Source organism: Noviherbaspirillum phoenicis (genome assembly GCF_047237965.1).
GTDB lineage: Bacteria > Pseudomonadota > Gammaproteobacteria > Burkholderiales > Burkholderiaceae_D > Noviherbaspirillum_A.
This window is the reverse complement of record NZ_JBDFLX010000001.1, coordinates 3075398-3098865: the sequence shown is the minus strand read 5'-3', so window position 1 is coordinate 3098865 and position 23468 is coordinate 3075398. Positions and strand designations below refer to the sequence as shown.

The 23468-nt window shown below is 63.2% G+C and carries 23 protein-coding genes and 2 tRNA genes; 15 read left to right on the top strand and 10 right to left on the bottom strand.

Features of this window, described 5'->3' with window-relative positions; all coding sequences use genetic code 11:
- Positions 1-21: 21 nt before the first annotated feature.
- The 3 genes from ABC383_RS13935 to vapB all read right to left on the bottom strand — a co-directional run bounded on the left by ABC383_RS13935 (position 22) and on the right by vapB (position 1494).
- A complete protein-coding gene (locus tag ABC383_RS13935; RefSeq protein ID WP_413014759.1) occupies positions 22-489 on the bottom strand; it encodes an SRPBCC family protein in 468 nt (155 codons plus the stop codon).
- Positions 490-856: 367 nt separating this feature from the next.
- A complete protein-coding gene (locus ABC383_RS13930) occupies positions 857-1258 on the bottom strand; it encodes a type II toxin-antitoxin system VapC family toxin (RefSeq protein ID WP_413014758.1) in 402 nt (133 codons plus the stop codon).
- The gene (gene vapB, locus ABC383_RS13925) at positions 1258-1494 is read right to left on the bottom strand and encodes a type II toxin-antitoxin system VapB family antitoxin (RefSeq protein ID WP_413016360.1); all 237 of its coding nucleotides are present in this window, start codon (positions 1492-1494) and stop codon (positions 1258-1260) included. Before vapB ends, ABC383_RS13930 begins: the two co-directional genes overlap by 1 nt.
- A gap of 165 nt (positions 1495-1659) precedes the next feature.
- On the opposite strand from vapB, the gene ABC383_RS13920 reads away from it, so the two are divergent.
- The 7 genes from ABC383_RS13920 to dinB are packed head-to-tail and all read left to right on the top strand — an operon-like array spanning position 1660 to position 6308.
- Positions 1660-3708 carry a UvrD-helicase domain-containing protein gene (locus tag ABC383_RS13920; RefSeq protein WP_413014757.1) on the top strand — a complete coding sequence of 683 codons (2049 nt, stop codon included), beginning with the start codon at positions 1660-1662 and terminating at the stop codon, positions 3706-3708.
- Positions 3705-3884, top strand: a complete 180-nt coding sequence (locus ABC383_RS13915) for a DUF2256 domain-containing protein (RefSeq protein ID WP_413014756.1) — start codon at positions 3705-3707, stop codon at positions 3882-3884. Before ABC383_RS13920 ends, ABC383_RS13915 begins: the two co-directional genes overlap by 4 nt.
- Complete coding sequence (locus tag ABC383_RS13910) at positions 3874-4086, top strand: SlyX family protein (protein WP_413014755.1); 213 nt, start codon at positions 3874-3876, stop codon at positions 4084-4086. The genes ABC383_RS13915 and ABC383_RS13910 overlap by 11 nt, the downstream gene beginning before the upstream one ends.
- Before the next feature lie 17 nt (positions 4087-4103).
- Positions 4104-4424 (top strand): DUF2288 domain-containing protein, encoded by a 321-nt coding sequence (locus tag ABC383_RS13905; RefSeq protein WP_413014754.1) that lies wholly within the window; start codon positions 4104-4106, stop codon positions 4422-4424.
- A gap of 56 nt (positions 4425-4480) precedes the next feature.
- Positions 4481-4717 carry a FitA-like ribbon-helix-helix domain-containing protein gene (locus ABC383_RS13900; RefSeq protein ID WP_413014753.1) on the top strand — a complete coding sequence of 79 codons (237 nt, stop codon included), beginning with the start codon at positions 4481-4483 and terminating at the stop codon, positions 4715-4717.
- Positions 4662-5144 carry a type II toxin-antitoxin system VapC family toxin gene (locus ABC383_RS13895; RefSeq protein WP_413014752.1) on the top strand — a complete coding sequence of 161 codons (483 nt, stop codon included), beginning with the start codon at positions 4662-4664 and terminating at the stop codon, positions 5142-5144. Before ABC383_RS13900 ends, ABC383_RS13895 begins: the two co-directional genes overlap by 56 nt.
- A gap of 9 nt (positions 5145-5153) precedes the next feature.
- Positions 5154-6308 carry a DNA polymerase IV gene (dinB, locus tag ABC383_RS13890; protein ID WP_413014751.1) on the top strand — a complete coding sequence of 385 codons (1155 nt, stop codon included), beginning with the start codon at positions 5154-5156 and terminating at the stop codon, positions 6306-6308.
- A gap of 31 nt (positions 6309-6339) precedes the next feature.
- On the opposite strand, the gene ABC383_RS13885 is transcribed toward dinB, so the two are convergent.
- Entirely contained in the window at positions 6340-7347 is a 1008-nt protein-coding gene (locus ABC383_RS13885) for an aldo/keto reductase (protein ID WP_413014750.1), read from the bottom strand.
- Positions 7348-7512: 165 nt separating this feature from the next.
- On the opposite strand from ABC383_RS13885, the gene ABC383_RS13880 reads away from it, so the two are divergent.
- Positions 7513-8439 carry a recombination-associated protein RdgC gene (locus ABC383_RS13880; protein ID WP_413014749.1) on the top strand — a complete coding sequence of 309 codons (927 nt, stop codon included), beginning with the start codon at positions 7513-7515 and terminating at the stop codon, positions 8437-8439.
- A 166-nt stretch (positions 8440-8605) separates the two neighbouring features.
- Positions 8606-13729: a YDG domain-containing protein gene (locus ABC383_RS13875; protein ID WP_413014748.1), complete on the top strand. Its 5124-nt coding sequence runs from the start codon at positions 8606-8608 to the stop codon at positions 13727-13729.
- 244 nt (positions 13730-13973) lie between these two features.
- Here the strand turns inward: ABC383_RS13875 and ABC383_RS13870 are convergent.
- Both ABC383_RS13870 and ABC383_RS13865 read right to left on the bottom strand, forming a co-directional pair.
- A tRNA-Asp gene (locus ABC383_RS13870) sits at positions 13974-14050 on the bottom strand.
- Positions 14051-14087: 37 nt separating this feature from the next.
- A tRNA-Val gene (locus ABC383_RS13865) sits at positions 14088-14163 on the bottom strand.
- A gap of 211 nt (positions 14164-14374) precedes the next feature.
- On the opposite strand from ABC383_RS13865, the gene ABC383_RS13860 reads away from it, so the two are divergent.
- The 4 genes from ABC383_RS13860 (at position 14375) to ABC383_RS13845 (ending at position 17438) form a co-directional block, all read left to right on the top strand.
- Positions 14375-14857, top strand: a complete 483-nt coding sequence (locus ABC383_RS13860; protein WP_413014747.1) for an energy transducer TonB — start codon at positions 14375-14377, stop codon at positions 14855-14857.
- Complete coding sequence (locus tag ABC383_RS13855) at positions 14854-15645, top strand: YdcF family protein (RefSeq protein WP_413014746.1); 792 nt, start codon at positions 14854-14856, stop codon at positions 15643-15645. Before ABC383_RS13860 ends, ABC383_RS13855 begins: the two co-directional genes overlap by 4 nt.
- A gap of 86 nt (positions 15646-15731) precedes the next feature.
- Positions 15732-16862, top strand: a complete 1131-nt coding sequence (locus tag ABC383_RS13850) for an ABC transporter substrate-binding protein (RefSeq protein WP_413014745.1) — start codon at positions 15732-15734, stop codon at positions 16860-16862.
- Between the two features lie 273 nt (positions 16863-17135).
- Positions 17136-17438: an ElaB/YgaM/YqjD family protein gene (locus tag ABC383_RS13845; RefSeq protein ID WP_217346280.1), complete on the top strand. Its 303-nt coding sequence runs from the start codon at positions 17136-17138 to the stop codon at positions 17436-17438.
- Between the two features lie 373 nt (positions 17439-17811).
- Here the strand turns inward: ABC383_RS13845 and ABC383_RS13840 are convergent, their stop codons facing one another.
- On the bottom strand, positions 17812-18573 hold the full coding sequence (locus ABC383_RS13840) for a pilin (protein ID WP_413014744.1): 762 nt from the start codon (positions 18571-18573) through the stop codon (positions 17812-17814).
- A gap of 1 nt (position 18574) precedes the next feature.
- Between ABC383_RS13840 and ABC383_RS13835 the strand changes: the two genes are divergently transcribed.
- On the top strand, positions 18575-19048 hold the full coding sequence (locus tag ABC383_RS13835; RefSeq protein WP_413014743.1) for a tetratricopeptide repeat protein: 474 nt from the start codon (positions 18575-18577) through the stop codon (positions 19046-19048).
- Between the two features lie 31 nt (positions 19049-19079).
- Here ABC383_RS13835 and ABC383_RS13830 read toward each other — a convergent pair whose 3' ends face one another.
- The 3 genes from ABC383_RS13830 to ABC383_RS13820 are packed head-to-tail and all read right to left on the bottom strand — an operon-like array spanning position 19080 to position 22853.
- Positions 19080-20015, bottom strand: coding sequence for an EamA family transporter (locus ABC383_RS13830; RefSeq protein WP_413014742.1), 936 nt, complete (start codon positions 20013-20015; stop codon positions 19080-19082).
- 9 nt (positions 20016-20024) lie between these two features.
- Entirely contained in the window at positions 20025-22322 is a 2298-nt protein-coding gene (locus tag ABC383_RS13825; protein WP_413014741.1) for an ATP-dependent DNA helicase, read from the bottom strand.
- A 30-nt stretch (positions 22323-22352) separates the two neighbouring features.
- A complete protein-coding gene (locus tag ABC383_RS13820; protein ID WP_413014740.1) occupies positions 22353-22853 on the bottom strand; it encodes a hypothetical protein in 501 nt (166 codons plus the stop codon).
- Between the two features lie 90 nt (positions 22854-22943).
- On the opposite strand from ABC383_RS13820, the gene ABC383_RS13815 reads away from it, so the two are divergent.
- Positions 22944-23465 (top strand): ankyrin repeat domain-containing protein, encoded by a 522-nt coding sequence (locus ABC383_RS13815; protein ID WP_413014739.1) that lies wholly within the window; start codon positions 22944-22946, stop codon positions 23463-23465.
- The last annotated feature ends 3 nt before the right edge of the window (positions 23466-23468 follow it).

The following is a 23468-nucleotide window of genomic DNA, read 5'->3' as shown; positions in this document are numbered from 1 at the left end:
TGATGGATCCGGGAATTCGTCTTACCCCAGCGCGCCGTTCTCGGCCAGTTCCCTGACCATGCGGATGGTATCGATGTCGGCCTCTTCATAGGCCGAGCGGCGGAATTCGTTGTAGAACGCCTCCGCCTGGTTTTCCTCGCCCTGATGGTCGTCATAGATGAAGCGCACGTAGAGCGCGCCCGGCTGCGGCTCCTCGATGGTCATCGTCAGGTCCGACATCGGGATGTCCTTCTGTTGCGGCACGTGGTAATGCACCTGCATCTGCGGCAGGTAGCTGACGCGGTCGCGGATCACGGTGTCGCCGTAGCGCAGTTCGCGCTCCACCTGCGCGGCGGATTTTTCCAGGATGTCGCAGGCATCGAGATGCGGCACGAACATTTTCGGCTGCTCGGCCCGCAACACCAGCCCACGCCAGAGTTGCGCCCGCGACAGCGGTTCAATCAGCGGATTGAGCGGATCGTTGATTTCGACGAGATGGGAAAATTTCATGGCGGATACGCCGCGTGGGGTGGCGGCGCAAGGGAAAAATGGGGAAGGGGCGACTTTATCATGAGTGAGGTAGAGGCTGTGGAGGGGCAGGGCGGTAGCAGTTGCCGTTGCATTTCAATTCCCCGTCGACGGCACGGCAATCTTGCGCAGCGTGGCGTGATCGTCTCGGTCGTTTTTGCCTTATTTTTTGGCGAAGCAAAAAGGAGATCGCCTGCCGGGGCGAACACCGCCGTGGAGACAAGCTGGAACGCCGTCCTCGCGGCCGGGTAATTTTTCCACCCTATCCCTGGTCTATGCACACCTTGAAGACCCGCTCTTGCGCGACAGCAGCGCCTGGCAAGCCTCCACATCCTGCACCAAGGGCATGCTACCCATTCAGCCAGTTTTCGATCTTCAACCCGGGGTAGATTTCAAAGTCACGCTCGTTATTCGTAACCAGCGTTACCTTCAGGGACACCGCATGCGCGGCAATCAGCTTGTCAAGCTGGTCCCTCTTGCGCTCCCGCGTGGCTTCCCTGATAGGGCCATACGCTTTCGCTGCGTCGACACCAAACGGAGCGACCGGAATATCTTCGATCAGTCCTGCCAGGTTGCGCCTCTCCCGCGCGCTGTTGACAGAGACACTAACGCCGTATTCGAGCTCCGCATAGGTAATGGCCGACATGACCACGTCGCCGACATAGCATTCGGCAAATCGTTTAGCCACCGACTCAGGCTGATTTTTCATCAGGTAGATGCACATGTTGGTGTCAAGCATGAACAACGCCATTACAATGCCTCGCGTTCTGCCTGCTCCTGCTCACTCCGGCCCTCCGCCATGAAGTCGGGGGCAAACCTGGCGAATTTTTTCAGCACGCCGCCGAGAGGGCGGCGTGCGGGGCGAATGCGAAGCTCATCGCCGACACGTTCAATTTCCAACTCAATATCCGTGCGATCGTACGCAAGTTCGGCAGGGATGCGCACCGCTTGGGAATTGCCATTCCGAAATGCCTTTGTCGTTTGCATCATGTCACTCCCCCGTGTAAGTACGTGGATGCAATATAAGCATGAACGCGCACGATGTAAATACATGTGTGTACAATGCCGGCCTGCCCCCGCAGCCACGCCACCCAACACCCATCCCCCCGCTCCGCTACAATACCCCGCTTCCTTCGCATAACCATTCCCCGCATGACCACCACCCCCCAGTTCGGCCTGAATGCCCCGCAGCGCGAGGCCGTGAAGTACATGGATGGCCCCTGCCTGGTGCTGGCCGGCGCCGGCTCGGGCAAGACCCGGGTCATTACCCAGAAGATCGCGCACCTGATCGAGGAGTGCGGCTACGATCCGCGCCACATCGCCGCGCTGACCTTCACCAACAAGGCCGCGCTGGAGATGCAGGAGCGCATCGCCAAGCTGCTCAAGGACCCGCGCGGCGCCAAGCAGCTGACCGTGTCGACCTTCCACTCGCTGGGCGTGCAGATCCTGCGCCGCGAGGCGCGCGAGCTGGGGCTGAAGGACCGCTTTTCCATCATGGACAGCGATGACTGCTTCTCGCTGGTGCAGGACATGGCCATGACCACCGACAAGCAGGTGATACGGCGCATCCAGAACACCATCTCGCTGTGGAAGAACGGCCTGGTCGATCCGGAGAACGCCATCAAGCAGGCCGTGACGGAAGACGAGGCCCAGGCCGCGCGCATCTACCGCGACTATGTGGCCACGCTCGCTTCCTACCAGGCGGTGGACTTCGACGACCTGATCCGCCTGCCGGTGCAGCTGTTCCAGTCCAACGAGACCGTGCGCGACAAGTGGCAGCGCAAGCTGCGCTACCTGCTGGTGGATGAATACCAGGACACCAACACCTGCCAGTACGAACTGGTCAAGCTGCTAGTCACCGGCGTGGGCAAGAAGCCGATGTTTACCGCGGTGGGCGACGACGACCAGGCGATCTATGCCTGGCGCGGCGCCACCATCGAAAACCTGCGCACGCTGCAGGTCGATTTCCCTGATCTGAAGGTGATCAAGCTGGAACAGAACTACCGCTCCAGCACCCGCATCCTGCAGGCGGCCAACTCGGTCATTGCCAACAATCCCAAGCTGTTCGAGAAGGCGCTCTGGTCCGAGCATGGCCTGGGCGATCCGGTCAAGGTGCTGGCCATGCAGGACGACGAGCACGAGGCCGACCAGGTCGCTATCATGCTGTCGGCCCACCGCTTCGAGCGGCGCGGCAAGTTCTCCGATTACGCCATCCTGTACCGCGGCAACCACCAGGCCCGCATCTTTGAACAGGCGCTGCGGCGCGAGCGCATTCCCTATGTGATGTCGGGCGGCCAGAGCTTCTTCGACCGCGCCGAGATCAAGGACATCATGAGCTACCTGCGGCTGGTGGCCAATGCCGACGATGATCCGGCCTTCATCCGCGCCGTCACCACGCCCAAGCGCGGCGTCGGCAAGGCCACGCTGGAAGTGCTGGGCAGCTTCGCCGGCCAGTGGCAGTGCTCGCTGTTCGAGGCGGTGTTCAAGGGCGGCATCGAGGCCAAGCTGACCGAGCGGCAGCTAAGCCCGCTGCGCGAGTTCTGCACCTTCATCAACCAGCTGGAAGCCCGCGCCCACCGGCCTGGAGAGACCGCCGGCGAAGTGCTGGACGACATGATGAAGGCCATCAATTACGAAGCCTATCTGTACGACGCGTTTGATGATCGCGGGGCCCAGGGCAAGTGGCAGAACGTGATCGACTTCACCAGCTGGTTGAAGGAAAAGGGCAGCGGCGGACGTGACGGCGCCGGTGAGGAAAAGAGCCTGCTCGACCTGACCCAGATGGTGGCGCTGATGACCATGCTGGAAGGCAAGGACGAGGAGCCGGACGCGGTGCGCCTGTCCACGCTGCATGCCTCCAAGGGGTTGGAATTTCCGCACGTGTTCCTGGTCGGCGTGGAGGAGGGCATCCTGCCGCACAAGGGCGATCCGGACGCGCCGATGGACACGCTGGGCGCGCGCATCGAGGAAGAGCGGCGGCTGATGTATGTCGGCATCACCCGCGCCCAGCGCACGCTGCACATCACCTGGTGCAAGAAGCGCAAGCGGGCGCGTGAAAGCATCAATTGCGACATGTCGCGCTTCATCAAGGAAATGAAGCTCGACGAAGGCGACGCGGTGCCGAAGGAAGAGGAAGTGATCACGCCGCAGAACCGGCTGGCCAACCTGAAGGCCCTGCTGCAAAAGCCGAGACCGACGTGAAGCCGCAGAAGAACCCGCTGCGTAATCCGCATAATTTGCCGGTGAAAACCTGCGAGGCCTGCGGCCGGCCCTATACCTGGCGCCGCAAATGGGCACTGAACTGGGACGAGGTGCGCTACTGTTCCGACGCCTGCCGCGCCGCGCCGAAGAAACCGAAAGGACAACATGATGGATGAAGAACGCCTGGTCGATATCGAGATCAAACTGGCGCGGCAGGAAGACTTGCTGGACGTGCTCAACAGCACGGTCTACCGGCAGCAGCGCCGCATCGACGAACTGGAAGCGCTGTGCGCCGCGCTGGCCAAGCGCGTGGCCGAGGCGCAGCGGGCGGACAACGGCGGCCAGCAGGCCGCGCATGAGATTCCGCCCCATTACTGAACGATCCGGGAGACGCAATGAACCATGAAAAGGACGACGAGCTGCGCCGCCGGCTCAATAGCGAAACCTCGAAGCTGCGCTGGACTGAGCTGCAGCGCCACTACGCCGGCGGCAACGTCATCGCGGTGGACAACAGCCTGGACCTGATCGAAGTCGCGGTCGGCATCGCGCAGGACGACACCGAATCGGTGAAGAAGTGGATGGCCGACGGCCGCCTGGCCAAGCTGGGCGAAATACAGGCCGCGGCATGGCTACAAGCCGATGTGGAACTGTGGGCGGTGGTGGTCAAGCCCTGGGTGCTGGTGCAGCGGGTGGAGCAGGTCAGCGGACTGCATTAACACCGCAAGATGCTATCATCGCCATCATTGCATGCATTGATGGCAAGGGAGGCAGCATGGCGAGTCTGACAATCAGGAATCTGGATGAGGATCTTAAGGCCCGGCTGCGTATTGAAGCCGCGCAACATGGCCATTCCATGGAAGAAGAAGTGCGCTCCATTCTACGCCGGGCCTTGATCCGGCAGCCGGAAAAAGGATTGGGAAGCCGCATCGCACAGCGATTTGCCAGCGTGGGCGGTGTGGAACTGGAACTGCCGGAACGTCAGGAAGCGGCCCGTCCGGCGGATATCTGACATGATTTTTCTGGATACGAACGTCCTTTCCGAAGTAATGCGTCCGGTTCCAAATGCCAATGTGATCGCATGGATGAACAGGCAGGATCCCGGGGACTTGCTGCTTACCGCCGTCACGGTTGCCGAGATCCTGTATGGCATCCGCCGTCTCCCGGACGGCAGCCGTCAGACCACGCTGCTAAAGCTTGCCAACGCCTTGTTCGAAGAAGAATTTGCACAACGCATACTGCCTTTCGATGCGGCTGTTGCAATGCATTACGCCGACCTGGTCTGCCAGCGCCAGCAACAGGGTCGTCCTATCGGCATGGCTGACGCACAGATTGCGGCAATCTGCCGCAGCGTGGACGGCGCCAGCCTCGCCACCAGAAATGTCAAGGATTTCAGCGGCATCGGGCTGGCGCTGATCAATCCCTGGGACGCCATCTGACAGCCAAGCATGTCCGCCTCATCCCGCCGCATCGCCCACCTCGACATGGATGCCTTCTATGCATCGGTGGAGCTGCTGCGCTATCCAGAACTGCGCGGCCAGGCTGTGGTGATAGGCGGCGGTTCCGACCACCAGCCGCAGACCCTGCCGGACGGCAGCCGGCGCTTCACCACGCTGCGCAACTATGTCGGCCGCGGCGTGGTCACTACCTCCACCTACGAGGCCCGCGCGCTGGGCGTATTTTCCGCGATGGGCATGATGAAGGCGGCCAGGCTGGCGCCGGACGCGGTGCTGCTGCCGACCGACTTCAAGGCCTATCGCCATTATTCGCAGCTGTTCAAGGCGGCGGTGCTGGAGATCGCGCCCGAGATGGAAGACCGCGGCATCGATGAAATCTACCTTGACCTGAGCGGCCACGACGAGCCGACCGACACGCTGGCCAAACGCCTGAAGCAGGCGGTGCGCGACGCCACCGGGCTATCCTGCTCGATCGGCGTGGCGCCCAACAAGCTGCTGGCCAAGATCTGTTCCGACCTCGACAAGCCCGACGGCATCACCATCCTGACGCCGGCCGACATCGAAACCCGGATCTGGCCGCTGCATGTGAAGAAGGTCAACGGCATCGGCCCGAGGGCGGTGGAAAAGCTGGCCGGGCTGCATATCCACACCATTGCCGAACTGGCGCAGGCCGACGCCGGCCTGCTGCAGACCCATTTCGGCCGCAGCACCGCGGCCTGGCTGCGCAGCGTGGCGCGGGGCGAGGACGACCGTCCGGTGGTGACCCGTTCCGAGCCCAAGTCGCTGAGCCGCGAAACCACCTTCGAGCGCGACCTGCATGCGCGGCATGACCGCGAGACGCTGTCGGCGATCTTCACCGGCCTGTGCGTGCGGGTGTCCGAGGACCTGCGGCGCAAGGGCTACCTCGGGCGCACCATCGGCCTGAAGCTGCGCTACGACGACTTCCAGACCGTGACGCGCGACGTGACCCTGCCGGCGCCGACCGACGACCCCGCCGTGATACGGCGCGCCGCCGGCGAATGCCTGCGCCGGGTGCCGCTGGAAAAGCGGCTGCGGCTCCTGGGCGTGCGGGTCGGCACGCTGTCGCCGCGCGGCCAGGCGGGCGGCGACGCCGGACCGAGCCAGGGCGAACTGCTGCTGGCCTGAGCCGGCGCGTTTTTCCGCGCGCTGTGGATAATCAGCCCGCCGTCAGCCGCCCGAAGAAGGGATAGCTCGGATCGTTGTAGCCGGGCGTGGACGCATGGCCCGGCCGCACCAGGGTGTCGACCATCGCTTCCTCGGCCGCGTCCAGCGTCACGTCCAGCGCGGCGTAGTAATCCTCCATCTGCTCTAGGGTGCGCGGTCCGGCGATCACGGACGTGATGTGGCGGTTGGCCAGCACCCAGGCGGTGGCGAAATGCCCGAGCTTAATGCAGCGCCGGTCGCAATGCTCCTTCAAATGCTGGGCAATCGCCAGCGACTCTTCGCGGAACTCGGTTTCCATCATGCGCTTGTCGGCGCGGCCGGCCCGGCTGCCTTCTGGCGGCTGCTGGCCCGGCCGGTATTTGCCGCTCAGTACGCCGCGCGCGATCGGGCTGTAGGGCACCACGCCCAGGCCGTAATGGCCGCAGGCCGGCAGGATCTCGACTTCCGGCATCCGGTTCAGCAGGTTGTAGTAGGGCTGGCAGACCGCCGGCGGCGCCACATTGGCGCGCTCGCAGGCGCGCACCGTCTCGGCGATGCGCCAGCCGCGGAAGTTCGACAGGCCGAAGTAGCGGATCTTCCCCTCGCGCATCAGGTCGCCCATGGCGCGCACCGCCTCGTCCAGGTTTTCCTCGTGGAAGTCGCGGTGCAGGTAGAGGATGTCGATATAGTCGGTGCCGAGCCGGCGCAGGCTGTTCTCAGTCTCCTTCATGATCCACTTGCGCGAATAGTTTGACTGGTTGGGCTGGGTGCCCATCGTGTTGCCCAGCTTGGTGGCCAGCACCCAGTCGTCGCGCTGGCCGGCCAGCAGCCGCCCCACCATCAGCTCCGACGCGCCCCTGGTGTAGACGTCGGCGGTGTCGATGAAGTTGACGCCATGTTCCCGCGCCGAGGCGACGATGCGGCCGGCCTCGGCCTCGTCGGTCTGATCGCCGAACATCATGGTGCCCAGGCACAGGGCCGAGACTTGCAGATTGCTGTTGCCGAGACGTCGATATCGCATGGTGTTCTCCTGGTATTTTCTGATTGGATTGCGGCTCAAAAGCGCGGATTGACCATAGCACAACACTCCCGGCCCCTGTGTCGCCGCGACGCATTGCAAGGCTGGCAAGCTTGCCGGAAATCCCCGATCCGCCGTGTAGAATGGCCGCTTTTTGCGACGATTGCCATGTGGTTCAAAAACCTCCAGATCTACCGTCTGCCCGCGCCGTGGGCAATGACTCCCGAACAACTGGAAGACAAGCTGGCGCCGCAGGCGTTCACGCCCTGCACCAGCCTTGAATTGCAGACCCAGGGCTGGCTGCCGCCGCGCCCCAATGGCGGCCTGGTCCACAGCGTAAATCGCCAGATGCTGCTGCAACTGTCCACCGAGAAAAAGCTGCTGCCGTCCTCGGTCATCAACCAGGTCGCCAAGGCCAAGGCTGCCGAGCTGGAAGAGCAGCAGGGCTTCAAGCCCGGCCGCAAGCAGATGAAGGAACTGAAGGAACAGGTTGCCGACGACCTGCTGCCGCGCGCGTTTTCCATTCAAAGCAGCACCTGGGTCTGGATCGACCCGGTCAACGGCTGGCTGGTGATCGACAGCGCCAGCGCCGCCAAGGCCGAAGACGTGATCCGCCTGCTGCTCAAGGCGGTCGACAAGTTCCCGATGGACACCCTGCGCGTGGCGCAGTCGCCGGTGACGGCGATGACCGACTGGCTGCTGGCCGACGAAGCGCCGGGCGGCTTCACGGTCGACCAGGACACCGAGCTGCGCGCCACCGGCGAAGGCAAGGCCACGGTGCGCTACGTGCGCCACACGCTGGAAGCGGCCGACGTGCGCCGCCACATCGAGTCGGGCAAGCAGTGCACCCGCCTGGCGCTGACTTGGGCCGACCGGGTGTCCTTCGTGCTGACCGAGTCGCTGGCCATCAAGCGCATCGCGCCACTGGACGTGCTGAAGGAAAACAACGAAGGCAGCTCGCAGAACGACGACGAGCGCTTCGACACCGACATGGCGCTGATGACCGGCGAACTGGCGAAAATGATCGCCGACCTGGTCGCCGCGCTGGGCGGCGAAATGACCGAGCTGATGACGCCGGTGGCCAAAGCGGCCTGATTGGGCGCGCGCGCCGCCTGACTGTGATGGTTGGGCGGTTTTCGAATGAGTTAATGCATTACAGATCGGAACAAGGTTCACCCAGCGCGCACTTAGCGTAGTCGTTCGGGGAAACCTCTGACCGCCATCGGGGCGGTCTTTCCTCGAAGAACGAGGAAAGACGCGCATGAACCATACCTACCGCCTGATCTGGAGCCGCCGCAGCCATTGCTTTGTCGCCGTTGGCGAGCATGCCCAGGGCTGCGGCAAATCAGCCCGGGGCGCCGCCCTGGTCATTGCAGCCGCACTGACGGCCGCGATCCTTCCGGCTTCTCCCGTCAGCGCCGGGCCTACCGGCGGCGCCATCATCAATGGCATTGCCGGGGACAGCATCACGCGTCCGAACCCGACAACGACCGTCATCAACCAGGCCAGTCCGCGCCTGGCCATCAACTGGACCAGCTTTTCCTCCGCCGAAGGGGAAAAGATCCAGTTCGTGCAGCCGAACGCTTCCGCGATCGCGCTCAACCGCGTCACCAGCCGCATCCCCAGTGAACTGCTGGGCAATCTGACGGCCAATGGCCAGGTATTCGTGATCAATCCGAACGGGGTGCTGTTCGGGGCGAAGGCATCGGTCAATGTTGGCGGCCTGCTGGCTTCCAGCCTGGACATGAAGAGCGACAGCTTTCTCAACGGCAGCCAGGTGATGGAAGGCGGGGATGTCGGTGCCGTGGTCAACAAGGGCACGCTGACGGCCAATCCGGGCGGATACGTCGTGCTGGCCGGGCCGCGCTTGACCAACGAGGGCGCCATCAGCGCGGTGCAGGGCAAGGTGCTGATGGCAGCCGGCGACAAGGTTACCGTCACGCTGAACAACGCCAGCCTGGCAAGCTATACCATCGACCGCAACAGCCTGAATGCGTTGGTGCAGAACAGCGGCTCCATTAGCGCCAGCGCGGGCGAGGTCACGCTCGATGCCCGCGCAGTCAACGACATTGGCCGCGCGGTCATCAATCACACGGGCGTCATCGAAGCCAAAAGTTTGCAAGGTACGCCTGGCAAGATCCGGCTGCTGGGGACGGGTGAGTCTGACCTGCTGGTAAACGGCAAATTGGATGCTTCCGCGTCTGCAGGCCAAGACGGGTTCGTAGAAACCAACGCGGCGAGGGTGAATATCGGTGAAAAGGCTTTGATCAACGGTAAAACGCCCGACGATACAAAGCTCGATGGTATCTGGACCAACAATTCCCGTGACTTCGTGATCGCAGAAGGAAAGGGCCTACAGACGTCGTCGTCAATCGGCGCAGATACGCTTTCCGAGAAGTTGAGAGAAAAGGCACAAATCCTTGCTACTCCTAACGTTAATAATGGCAAAGGTAGCTTTTATGTGAATGCCCCTGTGGTATGGGATGCGGCTAACAGTCTTTCTTTGCAAGCATCCCAGAGCATTTTTTTTAATGCCAATATCAAGGCCACTAAAGGTAAATTAGAACTGAGATACAACCAGTCAAATATAAATAGTAAAAATTCTTATTACCTGGGTAAAGGCGTAACAATCTCTTTGCCCGCTGGTGAAAATTTCACACTGTACGCTAGCGAAATATTTCCCGATCCAATCAAATACACGGTCATTACCGATGTGGGTGTACCACAAGACATTCGAGGAAACTCTCTGCAAAGCCTTTCCAATGGTGTCAACTCTGGCCGCTACGTTCTCGGCGCCGACATCGATGCCTCGGTCACCAAAGATTGGAACAAAGGCGCTGGTTTCGTTCCGATCGGGGGTTTTGCAGGCATCCTGGATGGCTTGGGCCACACGGTCAGCAACCTGTTTATCAACAGCACCCAAAGCCTATGGGTCGGCTTGATAAGGGACCTGACATCAACCGGACGTATCCAGAACCTGACACTGGAACGTGCAAATGTAAGCAATAAAGGGACGTCTCCCACGACCGCAGTTGGCACGGTGGTCGGCAAGAATGATGGAACCCTTTTCAACGTGCATGCAACGACGAACGTGGTTACCACGTACAACAATGCTGGCGGGCTGGTGGGCATCAATAACGGCGAAATCAGGAACAGTTCCGCAGTAGGGACGGTGACGTTTCAAGGGAGCAACGACGCCGAAGCAACCGGTGGACTCGTAGGCAGACAAGTAGGCCAGGCAAAGACTGGCGGCACATCAAAGGTCGGCGGCACTATCATTGACAGCTATGCAATGGTTAACGTAATCGGCAATCGCTCTGTCGGCGGCTTGGTCGGGCTGATGGAGAAAAGTGCGACCGACATAGAAAACCCTACGGTGACTGGCAGCTACGCTGGCGTAAGTGCAGATGGAAGCAAAGGATCCGTCCAGGGCAAGGAGAATGTCGGCGGATTGGTCGGATACCTTGAACTTGGCGGTATCAAGGAAAGCTACGCTACGGTACCAGTGACCGGCACGGCCGCGAGCAGCGCTGCCATCGGAGGCCTGGTCGGCTTATTGGGTGGATCGGTGGAAAGAGCGTATGCCAGTGGTCCCGTGACGTCCAAAAACGCAGACAAGAGTACCGTGGGCGGTTTGATTGGTAATGTTGTGACTAAGGATAGGCCTACTATTCCCACGGCTTTAAACAGTTTCTGGAACACGGAAACAACAGGCCAGGCTGCAAGCCGTGGCGGTACCTCCGCGAAGGGGATCACGACTGCCGAGATGAGAAACCTGTCCACCTTCGTGGCCGCGGGGTGGGGCATCGATGCCGAAGGCGGCACGGGCAAGATCTGGCGCATCTACGATAGGCAGACCGCGCCGCTGCTGCGCAGCTTTCTGGTAACGAAAAACGTCGAGGACAAGTCCGTCACCTACAACAACAAGCTCCAGATCGGCTGCACCGGCACGCCCTGCGACGGCGACTCAGGCAGTCCGACCTTCTCGGCGGCTTCCGGGAAGACGGCCGGCACCTATACGCCTTACGACTTGCAGCAGGGCTACGACATCCGGGGTGGCAGGCTGACCATCACGCCGCTTTTGCTGACGCCGACGACGAACGCGCCTGAAAAGGTATATGACAGAACGGCGAATGTGTCGCAGCAGTTGCCACTCTACCTGCCCACCCTAGACAACGACGACGTCACCGTCACCTATGCGGCAGCGCGATATGACAACAAGAATGTGGGCGATAACAAGACGGTTACCTTCTTCGGCATTGCGCTTGGCGGCGGCAACGCCGGCAATTATGAGATTCCAGACACGATCGGTTTTAACAACGGGAGAATCACGCCGTTGACGCTGTCCTTGTTGGGCACGGCGATTGACAACAAGGTGTATGACGGCAGCACGGCTGCCAAGGTCTCAAAAGTCGGCACGCTGGAAAAGGCGATACAGGGCGATGACATCAGCGTGAGTGCGGGCAGTGCCGAGTTCAGTGACAAGAACGTAGCCCAGAAGAAGGTCGTGACGGTAAGAGGCCTGACGCTTGCCGGTGCAGATGCCGGCAACTACCTCCTTGACAGCACGACGGTGACGGCCAATGCCGACATCACGCCGCTGACGCTGTCCCTGTCGGGCACGACGGCTGCCAGCAAGGTGTATGACGGCAACAAGTTTGCTGACGTCCTGAATCAAGGCACGCTGGACAAGGTGGTGGCAGGTGATACCGTCATCGTGAATGTGGGCGCTGCCGAGTTCAGTGACAAGAATGTGGGCCAGAAAAAGACCGTGACGGTAAGCGGCCTGACGCTTTCAGGCAAGGACGCGGGCAACTACCTCCTTGACAGCAAGACGGCTACCACCGTTGCCGACATCACGCCGCTGACACTGTCCTTATCGGGCACGGCGGTTGCCAGCAAGGTGTATGACGGCGGCAAGGTTGCCAGTATCTCGAATGCGGGCACGCTGGACAAGGCGGTAAAGGGGGATGACGTCGGCGTGACCGCGGACAGTGCGGAATTCAATGACAAGAATGTGGCCCAGAGGAAGACCGTGACGGTCAGCGGCCTGAAGCTCGCAGGCAAGGATGCCGGCAACTACCTACTCGACAGAACGACGGCCGCAACCGTTGCCGACATCACGCCGCTGACGCTGGCGCTGTCGGGCACAGCGGTTGCCAGCAAAATCTATGATGGCAAGACCGCGACCACGCTGACGAACGCCGGCACGCTGGCAAAAGGCATTGGCAATGACGTCGTCACCCTGGATGCAACTGGCGCCTCGGCCGCATTCGCCGACAAGAATGTCGGCAAGGACAAGGCGGTGACGGTCAGCGGCCTGGCCTTGCAGGGGGCTGATGCCGGCAACTACCGTATCGATAATCCTTCGGCCAAGGCCAGCATTGCTGCGCGCGCCCTGTCCCTGTCTCAAACGGAGGTTGCCGACAAGGTGTATGACGGCAGCACGGTGGCCACGCTGACGAATGCCGGCACGCTCAAGGAGGTAGTGGCCAATGATGACGTGAAGACGACGACGGCAAGCGTTACAGCCGCTTTCGCTGACAGGAATGCGGGCCAGGGCAAGACCGTCACCGTCAGCAACCTGGCCCTCACCGGCGCCGACGCCGCCAACTATGTGCTGGACAGCACCCAGACTGCCACCGCCACCATCCGCCCGCGCGCCCTCGCGGTGCGCGCGCAGGGCGTGGACAAGGTCTATGACGGCAATACCAATGCCAACGTCACCCTCGGCGACAACCGCCTCGGAGGCGACAAGCTCGATCTCCGCTATGCCAGGGCCAGCTTCGCCGACAGCAACGCCGGCAGCGGCAAGACCGTCACCGTGGCGGGCATCGCGGCTGCCGGCGCCGATGCCGGCAATTACGTGGCCGACGCCAGCGCCGTCACGACCGCCAGCATCAGCAAGGCACCGCTCGTCATCACCGCCAATCCCGACGGCAAGGCATTCGACGGCAAAGCCTACCGTGGCGGCAATGGCGTCGCCTATGCCGGCTTCGTCGCTGGCGAAAATGCGGCGGTGCTCAGTGGCCAGCCGAGCTATGGCGGGGATGCGCAGGGCGCGGTCAATGTAGGGACCTACCGCATTGCGCCTGGTGGCTATGCCAGCCGGAACTACGCCATCGTCTATGTGGACGGCAAGCTGACGATACAACAGCCTCCGCTGGAACCGGTGTACCAGGCAGCTGGCACCGAAGTCGCTGCCACTGCTGCTGCGGTGAGCGGCGCCGCAAGCAACCTGGACAGCATGCGCCTGCTGTCGCAGCAGGCGACATTGCAGGTCGCCGGATGCGGCGCCCGGCTTCCGGAGCGGCCGCTGGCAGTGGCGGTTGACTGCAGCGAGGGAAGGGCGTCCGGCAGCGCACGGTCGATGTCCGGCTTCTGACAAGGTGCTTGCTGGTGCGCTGGATTGCGCGCCCGGGTCTGCGCTGTGAGAAATGCCCAGGCCAGGCACAGACACCGCTGAAAGTTGCCCCCACAAAATTGTTTCACGGGAAACATGCATTGGCGTCCGTCCTGCTGCGCCTGCAGGCGCAGCCCTTCGCGCCCGCGGAAAGCCGCGCAGGCGGCTTTCTCCACTCCGAAAGGCACAAATGCAAACGCCCGCTTGCGCGGGCGTTTGGTACTACTGGCGGAGTGGACGGGGCTCGAACCCGCGACCCCCGGCGTGACAGGCCGGTATTCTAACCAACTGAACTACCACTCCTAAACTGCTGAAATCTTCGCATGCCGTCTGCTGAACCTGGTGGGTGCTGAGAGGCTCGAACTCCCGACCTACGCCTTGTAAGGGCGCCGCTCTACCAACTGAGCTAAGCACCCCGGTGCTTGCATCCTGCATCGAATTCAGACGTGTTGCCTTGTGTCTGAAGCGGGGCGAAGTCTACAGGAAGTCTTTTTGAAAAACCAGTGCCAGGCAAAAATTTTTGAAAAAAATCGCTGATCGCTCAGTCTGCTGCTGCATCGCCCAGGCGATTCAGCCAGAATGGTCGTTGGCCGATCATCAACACAGGCCTGTGTGGAGACTTTCATCATGGCTATCCGATTTCCCTTCCTGCTGGCCGCCGCCATGCTGGCCGGCTGCGCCCATAGTCCGCCCGCGGAAACCGCCGGCACGCGGCGCTATGGCATCGAGCCGGTGGATACCACCCGCGACGGCATGTCCACTGCCGCCACCATCGACAGCTACAAGGCCGACCTGGCGCAGCGGATCTATCAGGTCAATTCCACCCGCGTCTATACCACGCGGCCACAGGCGCTGCTGCGCTCGGTGGTGGTGCTGAAATATGCGGTGGACGGCGGCGGCAACCTGGTGCGCAGCGAGATCGCCCGCAGCAACCATGACCGGGCCACCGAAGCCACTGCGCTGGCGTCGCTGCGCAACAGTGCGCCATTCCCCAAGCCGGCGCCGCACCTGCTGCGCAACGGCCGGGTGGAAATGCACGAGTCCTGGCTGTTCAACAACGATGGCCGCTTCCAGTTGCGCTCGATCGCACTGGTCCAGATGAACGAATGAGCAGCGCCTGGCTGCTGGTCAACGCGGTCAGCGCATTGCTGCTGCCGCCCCTGAACCTGCTGCTGCTGTGCGCAGTGGGCGTGCTGCTGCGCCGGCGCTGGCCGCGGCTGGGAGGGAGCATTGCGCTGCTGTCGCTGGCGGTGCTGGTCGGGCTGTCGACCCATGCAGGCGCGCGCCTGCTGGCGCGGCCGCTGGAAAACCGCATTCCGGCGCTGGACCTGGCGCAGGCCGCCGACGCCCAGGCCATCGTCGTGCTGGGCGGCGGACGCCGCCGCAATGCGCCCGAATATGGCGGCCAGGACGTGCCGCGCCCCAATGTGCTGGTGCGCCTGCGCTATGCGGCCCGCCTGCAGCGCCAGACCGGCCTGCCGCTGCTGCTCAGCGGCGGCAGGCCGGAAGGCGCGGCGGAGTCCGAGGCGGCATTGATGGCGCGGGTTCTGCGCGAGGATTTCCAGGCCAGCGTGCGGTGGATGGAAGAGGAATCGGATAACACCGCCCAGAACGCGCGTTTCTCCGCCGCGCTGCTGCATCAGGCAGGAATGTCCCGCGTGCTGCTGGTGACCGATGCGCTGCATATGCCCCGTTCCCGGCAAATCTTCGAACAGGCGGGGCTGGATGTGACCGCCGCGCCCACCAATTACATCGGGCAGGGTGCGCTGCATCCGGCCGATTTCATTCCGAATGCCGGCGCGCTGAGGGACAGCCACTATGCGCTGCATGAATGGATAGGCCTCTTGTGGTACCGGATCGCCTATCGCGCGCAGGCGATGTCGCCATCGGCGTTGTAAGTGGTTCTCTAAAGAAACAATTTCTCTGGATAAATATAAATCTCTCTGGTTAAATAGTCGCACCGTTGCGTTCTAGGAGAGCCGCCGTGCGATTGAAAGCCTGTTCGTCCCTGTTGCTGGGTCTTGCCTTTGCGCTGGCGTCACAGGCGCATGCCGACGTCGTGGTGGCGCAGTCGGCGCCGCTGACCGGCGAAGCCGGCGGCGCCGGGCGCGGTCTGGCGCTGGGCGCCAAGATCTATTTCGACCATGTCAATGCCACCGAGGGCGGCGTCAATGGCCACAAGATCGTGCATGTGGTGAAGGACGACGGTTACCAGATCGAAGGCACGGTGCGCAACGCCAAGGAATTCATCGCCAACCCGCAGGTGGTGGCGCTGACCGGCTTTTACGGCACCGATAATGTCACCGAATTGTTCAAGCAGGGCCTGTTCGACAATACGCCGCTGTCCATCGTCGGCGTGTCGACCGGCGCCAAGCTGCTGCGCGAGCCGCTGAACCCCAGCATCTTCCACCTGCGCGCCAGCTATATCGAGGAAGTCGACGCCATCGTGCGCCATGTCGCCGGACTCGGCAGCAAGCGCATCGCCGTGGTGTACGAAGACAATCCCTTCGGCGAAGCCGGCCTGCGCGCCGCCGAGGACGCGGTCAAGAAACGCAGCCTGGCGCTGGTGGCGCGCGCGACGTACCAGCAGCACACCACCGACGTGCGCGACGCGGTGAAGGACGTGGTGGAAAGCCAGCCCGACACCGTGATCCTGGTGGCGATCACGCCGCCGGCCGCGGAATTCATCAAGCAGTTCCACGCCGCCGGCGGCCGCGCCTACCTGTTCGGCCTGTCCACGGCGAACGTGGAAGGCCTATCGAAGGTGGTCAGCCCGACCGCGCTGCAGGGCCTGGGCATTTCCCAGGTGATGCCGTTTCCGTACAGCGCCACGCTGCCCCTGGTGGCCGACTACCAGGCCGCGATGAAGACCTATGCCAAGGGCACGCCGTACTCGTATTCGACGATGGAAGGCTATATGAATGCCCGGGTGCTGGTGATGGCGCTGAAGAAGGCCGGCAATGCGCCCACCCGCGCCTCGGTCCGGCAGGCGCTGGAAGGCCTGGGACAGATCAATCTGGGCGGCTATCCGCTCAGCTTCTCGCCGACCAACCATGTCGGCTCCCGCTTCGTGGACCTGACCGTGGTCAGCCGCACCGGTTCGCTGATGCGCTGATGCGCTGATGCGCTGATGCGCTGATGTGCTTGTCCGGCTTGCGCTTCGGACATAGTGTTCGTTAGCGCACCGCTTTTTTCCGCAAGCCGCCTTATTCTGGTTCCGGAAGCACTGGATGCGCCATGCACCGGTGCATCCGCAAGGCCTTGCAGACTTGCAAAAATTGCCACTTTTTTGTAACCTGCAGCACGCCTTACGCAGCGGCCGCCGGCCCGCGTCAAACCGCCGTCAGAGCCGCCTGCGCATACTTCACCTAGCCTTGGGGGTACCACCATGTTGGAAAACAATCTGAAGACAGTCAGGACAGATCTGCGCTCGCTGCTGCGCGACGCCCAGGACCTGTTCCGCGAGGCGACCTCGTCCACCGGCATGAAGGCCGACGACCTGCGCGAACGCGGCCTGGAGCTGCTGGACACCGCGCTGGTCAAGGCGCAGGACCTGCAATCGGTCGCGCTGGACACCAGCAAGGAAGTAGTCGACACCGCCGACAGCTACGTCAAGGACAATCCATGGCGCGCAGTGGCGATCTCGGCAGGGGTTGGCGTGTTGCTGGGGATGATGATCGGTCGGCGGTAGTTAGTCAGCCAGCCGGACATGCGAAGCGCCCTCGGTTGAGGGCGCTTTTTATTTGGTCTTTGGGGAAGCGTGTAGCCCGGCATGCATTGGCAGGATGGAATACCCGAAGGGCATTTGCAAGGCGGGCGGTGGAAAGCCAGTCACGAGTCGAGTCTTGCGTTGCTCGGCGATTGGTGCAAAGCACCTTCGCAGAATTGCACTCACGAGATTTGCTTATAGATCGCAAGTGAGCACACTTGGTTAATGCGCAAAGAGACAGGCAACTTTTCTAATTTGTATATAGGGAAATACAACGAAATAAAATGCATTTGCCCGTGAAAGCGATGTTCGCTTTCACGGGCAAATCTAACAAGCTTTTGTTCAAATCAGGTTATTACAGTTTTGGCAGATATTTCGTCGGGAAAGAACCGACTGCTGCAACGGTCCAAGACATGCCAGAGTTAGGATTGCAAGTGCCCGTGTAGGTATAAGACATGCCAGCAACATCAGCCGGAGCGCCGTCCGTAGCTGCCTTAAATGCAATAGTGACAGTGCCGACACCGTTAGTGCCGCTTGCGGCTGCCGTGGTAATAGCAGTCAGAACGGAAGCAACATATTTACCGGTGATTGAGGTGCTTGCAGCCAAACCAAGGGCGGTATTCGCATCTGCACTCGTCGCATTCAGAGTGCCTTCGCTGCATGCAAGTCCCATTGCCGTTCTGGCCGGGCTGGACAGGCTGGGACCTTCACTGATCTTGGCCTTGACCGTGTAATCCTGATACGCCGGAATAGCCACAGCCGCCAGAATACCAATAATCGCAACCACGATCATCAGTTCGATCAGGGTAAAACCTTGCTGAGCCTGCTTTTTGTATTGAGCGAATTTCATGTTGTCCGTCCCGAAAAAAGAAATAAATAAGAAGTAAAACGACACACTACCGAAATCTGTTGAAGCTTCTTTCTGTACAGCAACATGCGTGCCAGCAACGTTTCTGCACAGAAACTGAGGAAAATCTTGGTTTTTGGCTCCGCCGCATGAAAAAATGGCGGGCAGAAACGCTGTGCCAACTGGTTTGGCACCGCTGCGAGCCCTGCCAGCTGCTGCTGGCACCGGGCGTGTACCCGCCAGGACCTGGCGCCAGAGAGAAAGAAGCATCGTGGAACTGATCAGCCTTGCCGCAGCCATCACCCTGACCGAATGGAGCGAACGTACGTTCTGGCGGCGCTTTGCCGATGGCTCGGTGAAGAAGGAAGTGGAGGGCGGCAATGGCAAGTCCATGGTGCACCTGGATTCCATCAAGCCGTATATCGCCATGCCGCTGGACGCCGACGATTTCGCGCTGCTCAGGCTGGCCGACCGCGGCGATGCCGCCGCCCAGAACGACCTGGCCCTGATCTTCCTGGCCAATGGCAAGCCGCGCGGCGCGATCGCCTGGCTGGAACTGGCGGCGCGGCAGGACCATGCCGACGCGATGCACTGGCTGGCCCGCTGCTACCTGGAAGGCAACGGCGTGGTGCGCGACGACAATCTCGGCATGATGTGGCTGTCCAAGGCAGCCGCCCACGGCCACCTGATTTCGGAAAACCAGGTGCAGCTCATGCGTCAGCGCTTCATTGCCTCGGGCTCCTAGAGCGGATTCGCCCCGGCATCGGCGAGGCAGGTCAGGCCGAATCCGCCCTGGCAACCGCCACGGCGCGCGGCCGGCCGCCCAGCAGCACGCAGGCCAGCGCCGCGACGATCAGCGCAATCCCGGCCCACTGCCAGGCCGTCACGCTTTCCCCCAGCACCAGCATGCCGCTGGCAATGCCCACCACCGGCACGCCCAGGCTGAATGGCGCGATCCGGTTGGCGCCGTGGCGCTGGATCAGGCCGGTCCACATGCTGTAGGCGAAAATCGTCGCCACCCAGCCGAGGTAGGCCACCGCCACCCAGCCCTGCCAGGGCGCGTTCGTCCACTGCCAGCGGCTGCCGGGCGCGTCGAACAGCAGTGACAGCGCGACGAAGGGCAGCACCGGCACCGCGCTGCACCAGACCAGGAAACTCAGTGGCGCAAAACCGGGCGCAGCCTGCTGCGCCAGGCGCACCACGATATTGGAGGCGGCCCACATCGACGCGCCGCCCAGGCACAGCGCAAAGCCCAGCGCCGTGGTGGCCGCCGCCGCGCCGGCTGCCGGCAGCAGGTAATTCATCGCGAAGCAGCACAGGCCGAGCGCCGCCAGCGCCAGGCCAGCCAGCAGCGGCCGGCCGGGTTTTTCGGCCAGTACGAAAAAGCTCAGCAGGGCGGTGAAGAACAGCTGGGTCTGCAGCAGCACCGAGGCCAGCGCCGCCGTCATGCCGATCTTCAGCGACAGGAACACCAGGCCGAACTGGCCCACGCCCTGGCACAGGCCATACAGCAGCAGCCATTTCCAGTGCAGCCGCGGCGCCGGCACCAGGAAGATCAGCGGCAGCATCGCCAGCAGGTAGCGCGCCGCGCCAAGCTGGAACGGCGTGAAGCTGCGCAGGCCGACCTTCATCGCGATGAAGTTGGTGCCCCAGATGATGACGATGCCCAGGGCGGCCAGCAGCTCGCGGCCGGTGAGTGAGGTGTTTTGCATGATGTCTTTCTATGGGGTCGGCGTGGCGCGGCGCACGTCCCACCAGTCGGGCAGCAGGCGCCGCACCTCGTTCCTGGCATAACGGTCGTCGATCAGGTACACCACGCCGGAATCGGCGCGGGTGCGTATCACCCGGCCGGCCGCCTGCACCACCTTCTGCAGGCCGGGATACAGGTAGGTGTAGTCGTAGCCGGCGCCGAAGGTCTGCTGCATGCGCTCGCGCATCTGCTCGTTGACCGGGTTGATCTGCGGCAGGCCCAGGGTGGCGATGAAGGCGCCGATCAGCCGCCGGCCCGGCAGGTCGATGCCTTCGCCGAAGGCGCCGCCCAGCACCGCGAAACCGACGCCCGCGCTGTCGGCGGTGAAGCGGCCCAGGAAGGCGGTGCGCGCGCTTTCCTCCATGCCGCGCGACTGCTCCCAGAACGGGATGCCGGGATGCCGTTCGGCCATCAGGGCCGCCACCTGGCGCAGGTAATCGAAGCTGCTGAAGAAGGCCAGGTAGTTGCCCGGCTGGCGCGCATACTGGGCCGCGATCAGGTCGGCGATCGGCGCCAGCGACTGTTCCCGCTGCCGGTAGCGGGTGGAGATGTGGCTCGCCACCCGCACCGCCAGCTGGCTGGCCTCGAACGGCGATTCGACATCGATCCAGGCAGTCTCTTCCGGCAGGCCCAGCATGTCCGCATAGAAGGGCCGCGGATTGAGGGTGGCGGAAAACATCACCGTGGCGCGCGCCAGCTTCAGGCGCGGCCGCACGAACGGCGCCGGCACGATGTTGCGCAGGCAGAGGCGGGCGCCGGTTTTTTGTCCGCGGCCAGAATCAAGCGTCACGTCGAACAGCGAGTGCGGCCCGAACAGCTCGGCAATGCGGCCGAAGTGCAGCGCGTCGAAATAGAAGTCCTGCAGCGCGCCGTGGACTTCGGCCGGATGCTCGGCTAGGTAGTCGGTCATGGCGCTGGTGGCCTGCTGGAGCGCATTGACGAAGCCGTCCGGCAGCGTCTCGTGCACGGCGTAGCTGTCCTCCTGGTCGCGCCACAACGCATTCCACTGGCGGTTGAGCTTGTCGAGCGGCTTCTTCAACAGCGCCGGCGCGTCGCGGCGCAGGGCGGCGAAGCCATGCTGGTCCAGCTCGGCGCTATACATCTTGCGCGAGCGCTCGACCATGTTGTGCGCCTCGTCCACCAGCACCGCCACCCGCCACTGGTTGGCCAGCGTCAGGCCGTGCAGCATCGCCGACAGGTCGAAGTAGTAGTTGTAGTCGCCGATCACCACGTCGGCCCAGCGCGCCAGCTCCATGCCGAGGTAATAGGGGCAGACCTGGTGCGCCAGCGCCGCGGCGCGCAGGCGTTCCTGGTCCAGCGTGCCGGCCTCGAGCGCGGCGCTGCGGGCCGCCGGCAGGCGGTCGTAGAAGCCCTGCGCCAGCGGACAGGACGCGCCATGGCAGGCCTTGTCCGGATGCACGCAGGCCTTGTCGCGCGCCACCAGTTCCAGCGTGCGCAGCGGCCGCTCCGCAGGCGCGGCGCCGCCGATCTGTTCCAGCGCGTCCAGCGCCAGCGCCCGCCCCGAGGTCTTGGCGGCCAGGAAGAACACCTTGTCCAGCGCCTGGCCGGGACAAGCCTTGAGCAGCGGGAACAGCGTGCCCACCGTCTTGCCGATGCCGGTCGGCGCCTGCGCCATCAGGCAGCCGCCGTCGCGGGCGGTGCGGTAGACCGAGGTCGCCAGGTGGCGCTGGCCGGGGCGGAATTCGGCATGCGGGAAAGCGAGCGTCGACAGCGCCGCGTCGCGGGCGGCGCGGTGCGCCAGTTCCTGCTCGGCCCAGGCCTCGAAGCGCCGGCAGTGGTCTTCGAAATGCGCCTGCAGCCAGGCGGCGTCGCGGGTTTCGGTCAGCACGGTCTCGCGCTGGCTGCCGATGTCGAAATACACCAGCGCCAGTTCGATGCTCTCCAGTGAGCGTTCCTGGCACAGCAGCCAGCCATAGATGCGCACCTGCGCCCAGTGCAGATGCCGGTGGTTGTCCGGCATCGCCGCCAGTTCGCCGCGATAGGTCTTGACCTCGTCCACCCGGTTCGCCGCCGGGTCGTAGCCGTCGGCGCGGCCGCGCACCAGCAGCTGGCCGAACTGGCCCGACAGGCTGACCTCGGCTTCATAGGGCGCCGGCCGGCGCGACGCCACCACCGCATGGCCGGCGATGCCTTCCAGCGCGGTGGGCGAGGGCGTGAAGCGCAGGTCGAGGTCGCCCGCCTTGGCGGTGAACTCGCACAGCGCGCGCACGGCCACCGTGTAGCGGCGCGGTGTGGACGGGTCGTTCAAGGCAGGCGGGGAAAGGGATGGCGGCGGAACCTAGTTCGGCCGGCGGAAGCCGCCTTCGATCCAGGCGGCGGCGCTCGACGGGCTGAGCTTGAAGTTGGGCGCCACCCGCACTTCGGCCAGTTGCTCGCCGTATTCGTCGCGCGCCGACAGCAGCGCATACGGGTCGTCCTCGTCCGGCACGATATCGAGGATGACCTCGATGCGGCCAGCCTCGACATTGACGAACAGGCTTTTGTGCAGCATCGCGTGCAGCTGCTGCTCGTGCCGGCGCAGCACCTCGGACGCGGTCTTGACCAGCGTGCTGAAGGCGGAAGCGTCGAGCGGCTTGGGGTTTTTCTTGTCGCGGCCCATGGTCCAGGGGCCGACCAGCGCCGGCTCGGCTTCGCCATCCTTGATCATGGCCACCGCCCAGCCGTCGTCGTCCTCGTTCTTGATCACGCGCGCGGTCCAGCCGTTGTCGCGCCACAGGCGCGGCTCTTCAATCTTGGCGTCGTCGTCGGACGCGGGCAAATCGGGGGAAGTGTCAGTCATTGCGGAAATGCATGGAGGGGAAATTTCAAGACGGTATATTAATCCAGATCCGCCGCGCTCACAGCGCGCCATCCACCTCACGGGATTCCCATGTCAGACCAGCAACCCGACGCCGAGCGCCAGGCCCAATTGCGCCAACACCTGAAGGAAATGTTCGACTACGCCCGCACCGGCGACGCCGCCACGCTGGCGCGCCTGCTGGCACTGGGCGTGCCGGTCAACCTGCGCAACGAGAAGGGCGACACGCTGCTGATGCTGGCCTGCTATCACGGCCATCTCGAGGCCGCCCGCGTGCTGCTGCAGCATGGCGCCGACACCGAGATCTACAACGACAACGGCCAGCTGCCGCTGGCCGCGGCGGTCTTCAAGGATTACCGCGAGATCGCCGAACTGCTGCTGGCCAGCGGCGCGAAGGTGGACGGCGCCGCGCCGGACGGCCGCACAGCGCTGATGATGGCGGCCATGTTCAACCGCACCGCGATGCTGGAACTGATGCTGGCCCACGGCGGCGATCCGCATGCGCGCAATGCCAAGGGCTTGAGCGCAAGGGACCTGGCGCTGACGATGGGTGCGCCGGAAACGGCCAGGCAGCTCGAGGCCCTGGGCGCCTGAACC

Excerpts from the sequence above, each read along its gene's own strand:
- ABC383_RS13860 (WP_413014747.1), top strand. The coding sequence starts at position 14,375 with ATGGCTATCCGATTTCCCTTCCTGCTGGCCGCCGCCATGCTGGCCGGC.
- ABC383_RS13900 (WP_413014753.1), top strand. The coding sequence starts at position 4,481 with ATGGCGAGTCTGACAATCAGGAATCTGGATGAGGATCTTAAGGCCCGG.
- ABC383_RS13875 (WP_413014748.1), top strand. The coding sequence starts at position 8,606 with ATGAACCATACCTACCGCCTGATCTGGAGCCGCCGCAGCCATTGCTTT.
- vapB (WP_413016360.1), bottom strand. The coding sequence starts at position 1,494 with ATGCAAACGACAAAGGCATTTCGGAATGGCAATTCCCAAGCGGTGCGC.
- ABC383_RS13815 (WP_413014739.1), top strand. The coding sequence starts at position 22,944 with ATGTCAGACCAGCAACCCGACGCCGAGCGCCAGGCCCAATTGCGCCAA.
- ABC383_RS13885 (WP_413014750.1), bottom strand. The coding sequence starts at position 7,347 with ATGCGATATCGACGTCTCGGCAACAGCAATCTGCAAGTCTCGGCCCTG.
- ABC383_RS13855 (WP_413014746.1), top strand. The coding sequence starts at position 14,854 with ATGAGCAGCGCCTGGCTGCTGGTCAACGCGGTCAGCGCATTGCTGCTG.
- ABC383_RS13930 (WP_413014758.1), bottom strand. The coding sequence starts at position 1,258 with ATGGCGTTGTTCATGCTTGACACCAACATGTGCATCTACCTGATGAAA.
- dinB (WP_413014751.1), top strand. The coding sequence starts at position 5,154 with ATGTCCGCCTCATCCCGCCGCATCGCCCACCTCGACATGGATGCCTTC.
- ABC383_RS13840 (WP_413014744.1), bottom strand. The coding sequence starts at position 18,573 with ATGCTTCTTTCTCTCTGGCGCCAGGTCCTGGCGGGTACACGCCCGGTG.
- ABC383_RS13880 (WP_413014749.1), top strand. The coding sequence starts at position 7,513 with ATGTGGTTCAAAAACCTCCAGATCTACCGTCTGCCCGCGCCGTGGGCA.
- ABC383_RS13905 (WP_413014754.1), top strand. The coding sequence starts at position 4,104 with ATGAACCATGAAAAGGACGACGAGCTGCGCCGCCGGCTCAATAGCGAA.
- ABC383_RS13845 (WP_217346280.1), top strand. The coding sequence starts at position 17,136 with ATGTTGGAAAACAATCTGAAGACAGTCAGGACAGATCTGCGCTCGCTG.
- ABC383_RS13820 (WP_413014740.1), bottom strand. The coding sequence starts at position 22,853 with ATGACTGACACTTCCCCCGATTTGCCCGCGTCCGACGACGACGCCAAG.
- ABC383_RS13830 (WP_413014742.1), bottom strand. The coding sequence starts at position 20,015 with ATGCAAAACACCTCACTCACCGGCCGCGAGCTGCTGGCCGCCCTGGGC.
- ABC383_RS13910 (WP_413014755.1), top strand. The coding sequence starts at position 3,874 with ATGATGGATGAAGAACGCCTGGTCGATATCGAGATCAAACTGGCGCGG.
- ABC383_RS13935 (WP_413014759.1), bottom strand. The coding sequence starts at position 489 with ATGAAATTTTCCCATCTCGTCGAAATCAACGATCCGCTCAATCCGCTG.
- ABC383_RS13920 (WP_413014757.1), top strand. The coding sequence starts at position 1,660 with ATGACCACCACCCCCCAGTTCGGCCTGAATGCCCCGCAGCGCGAGGCC.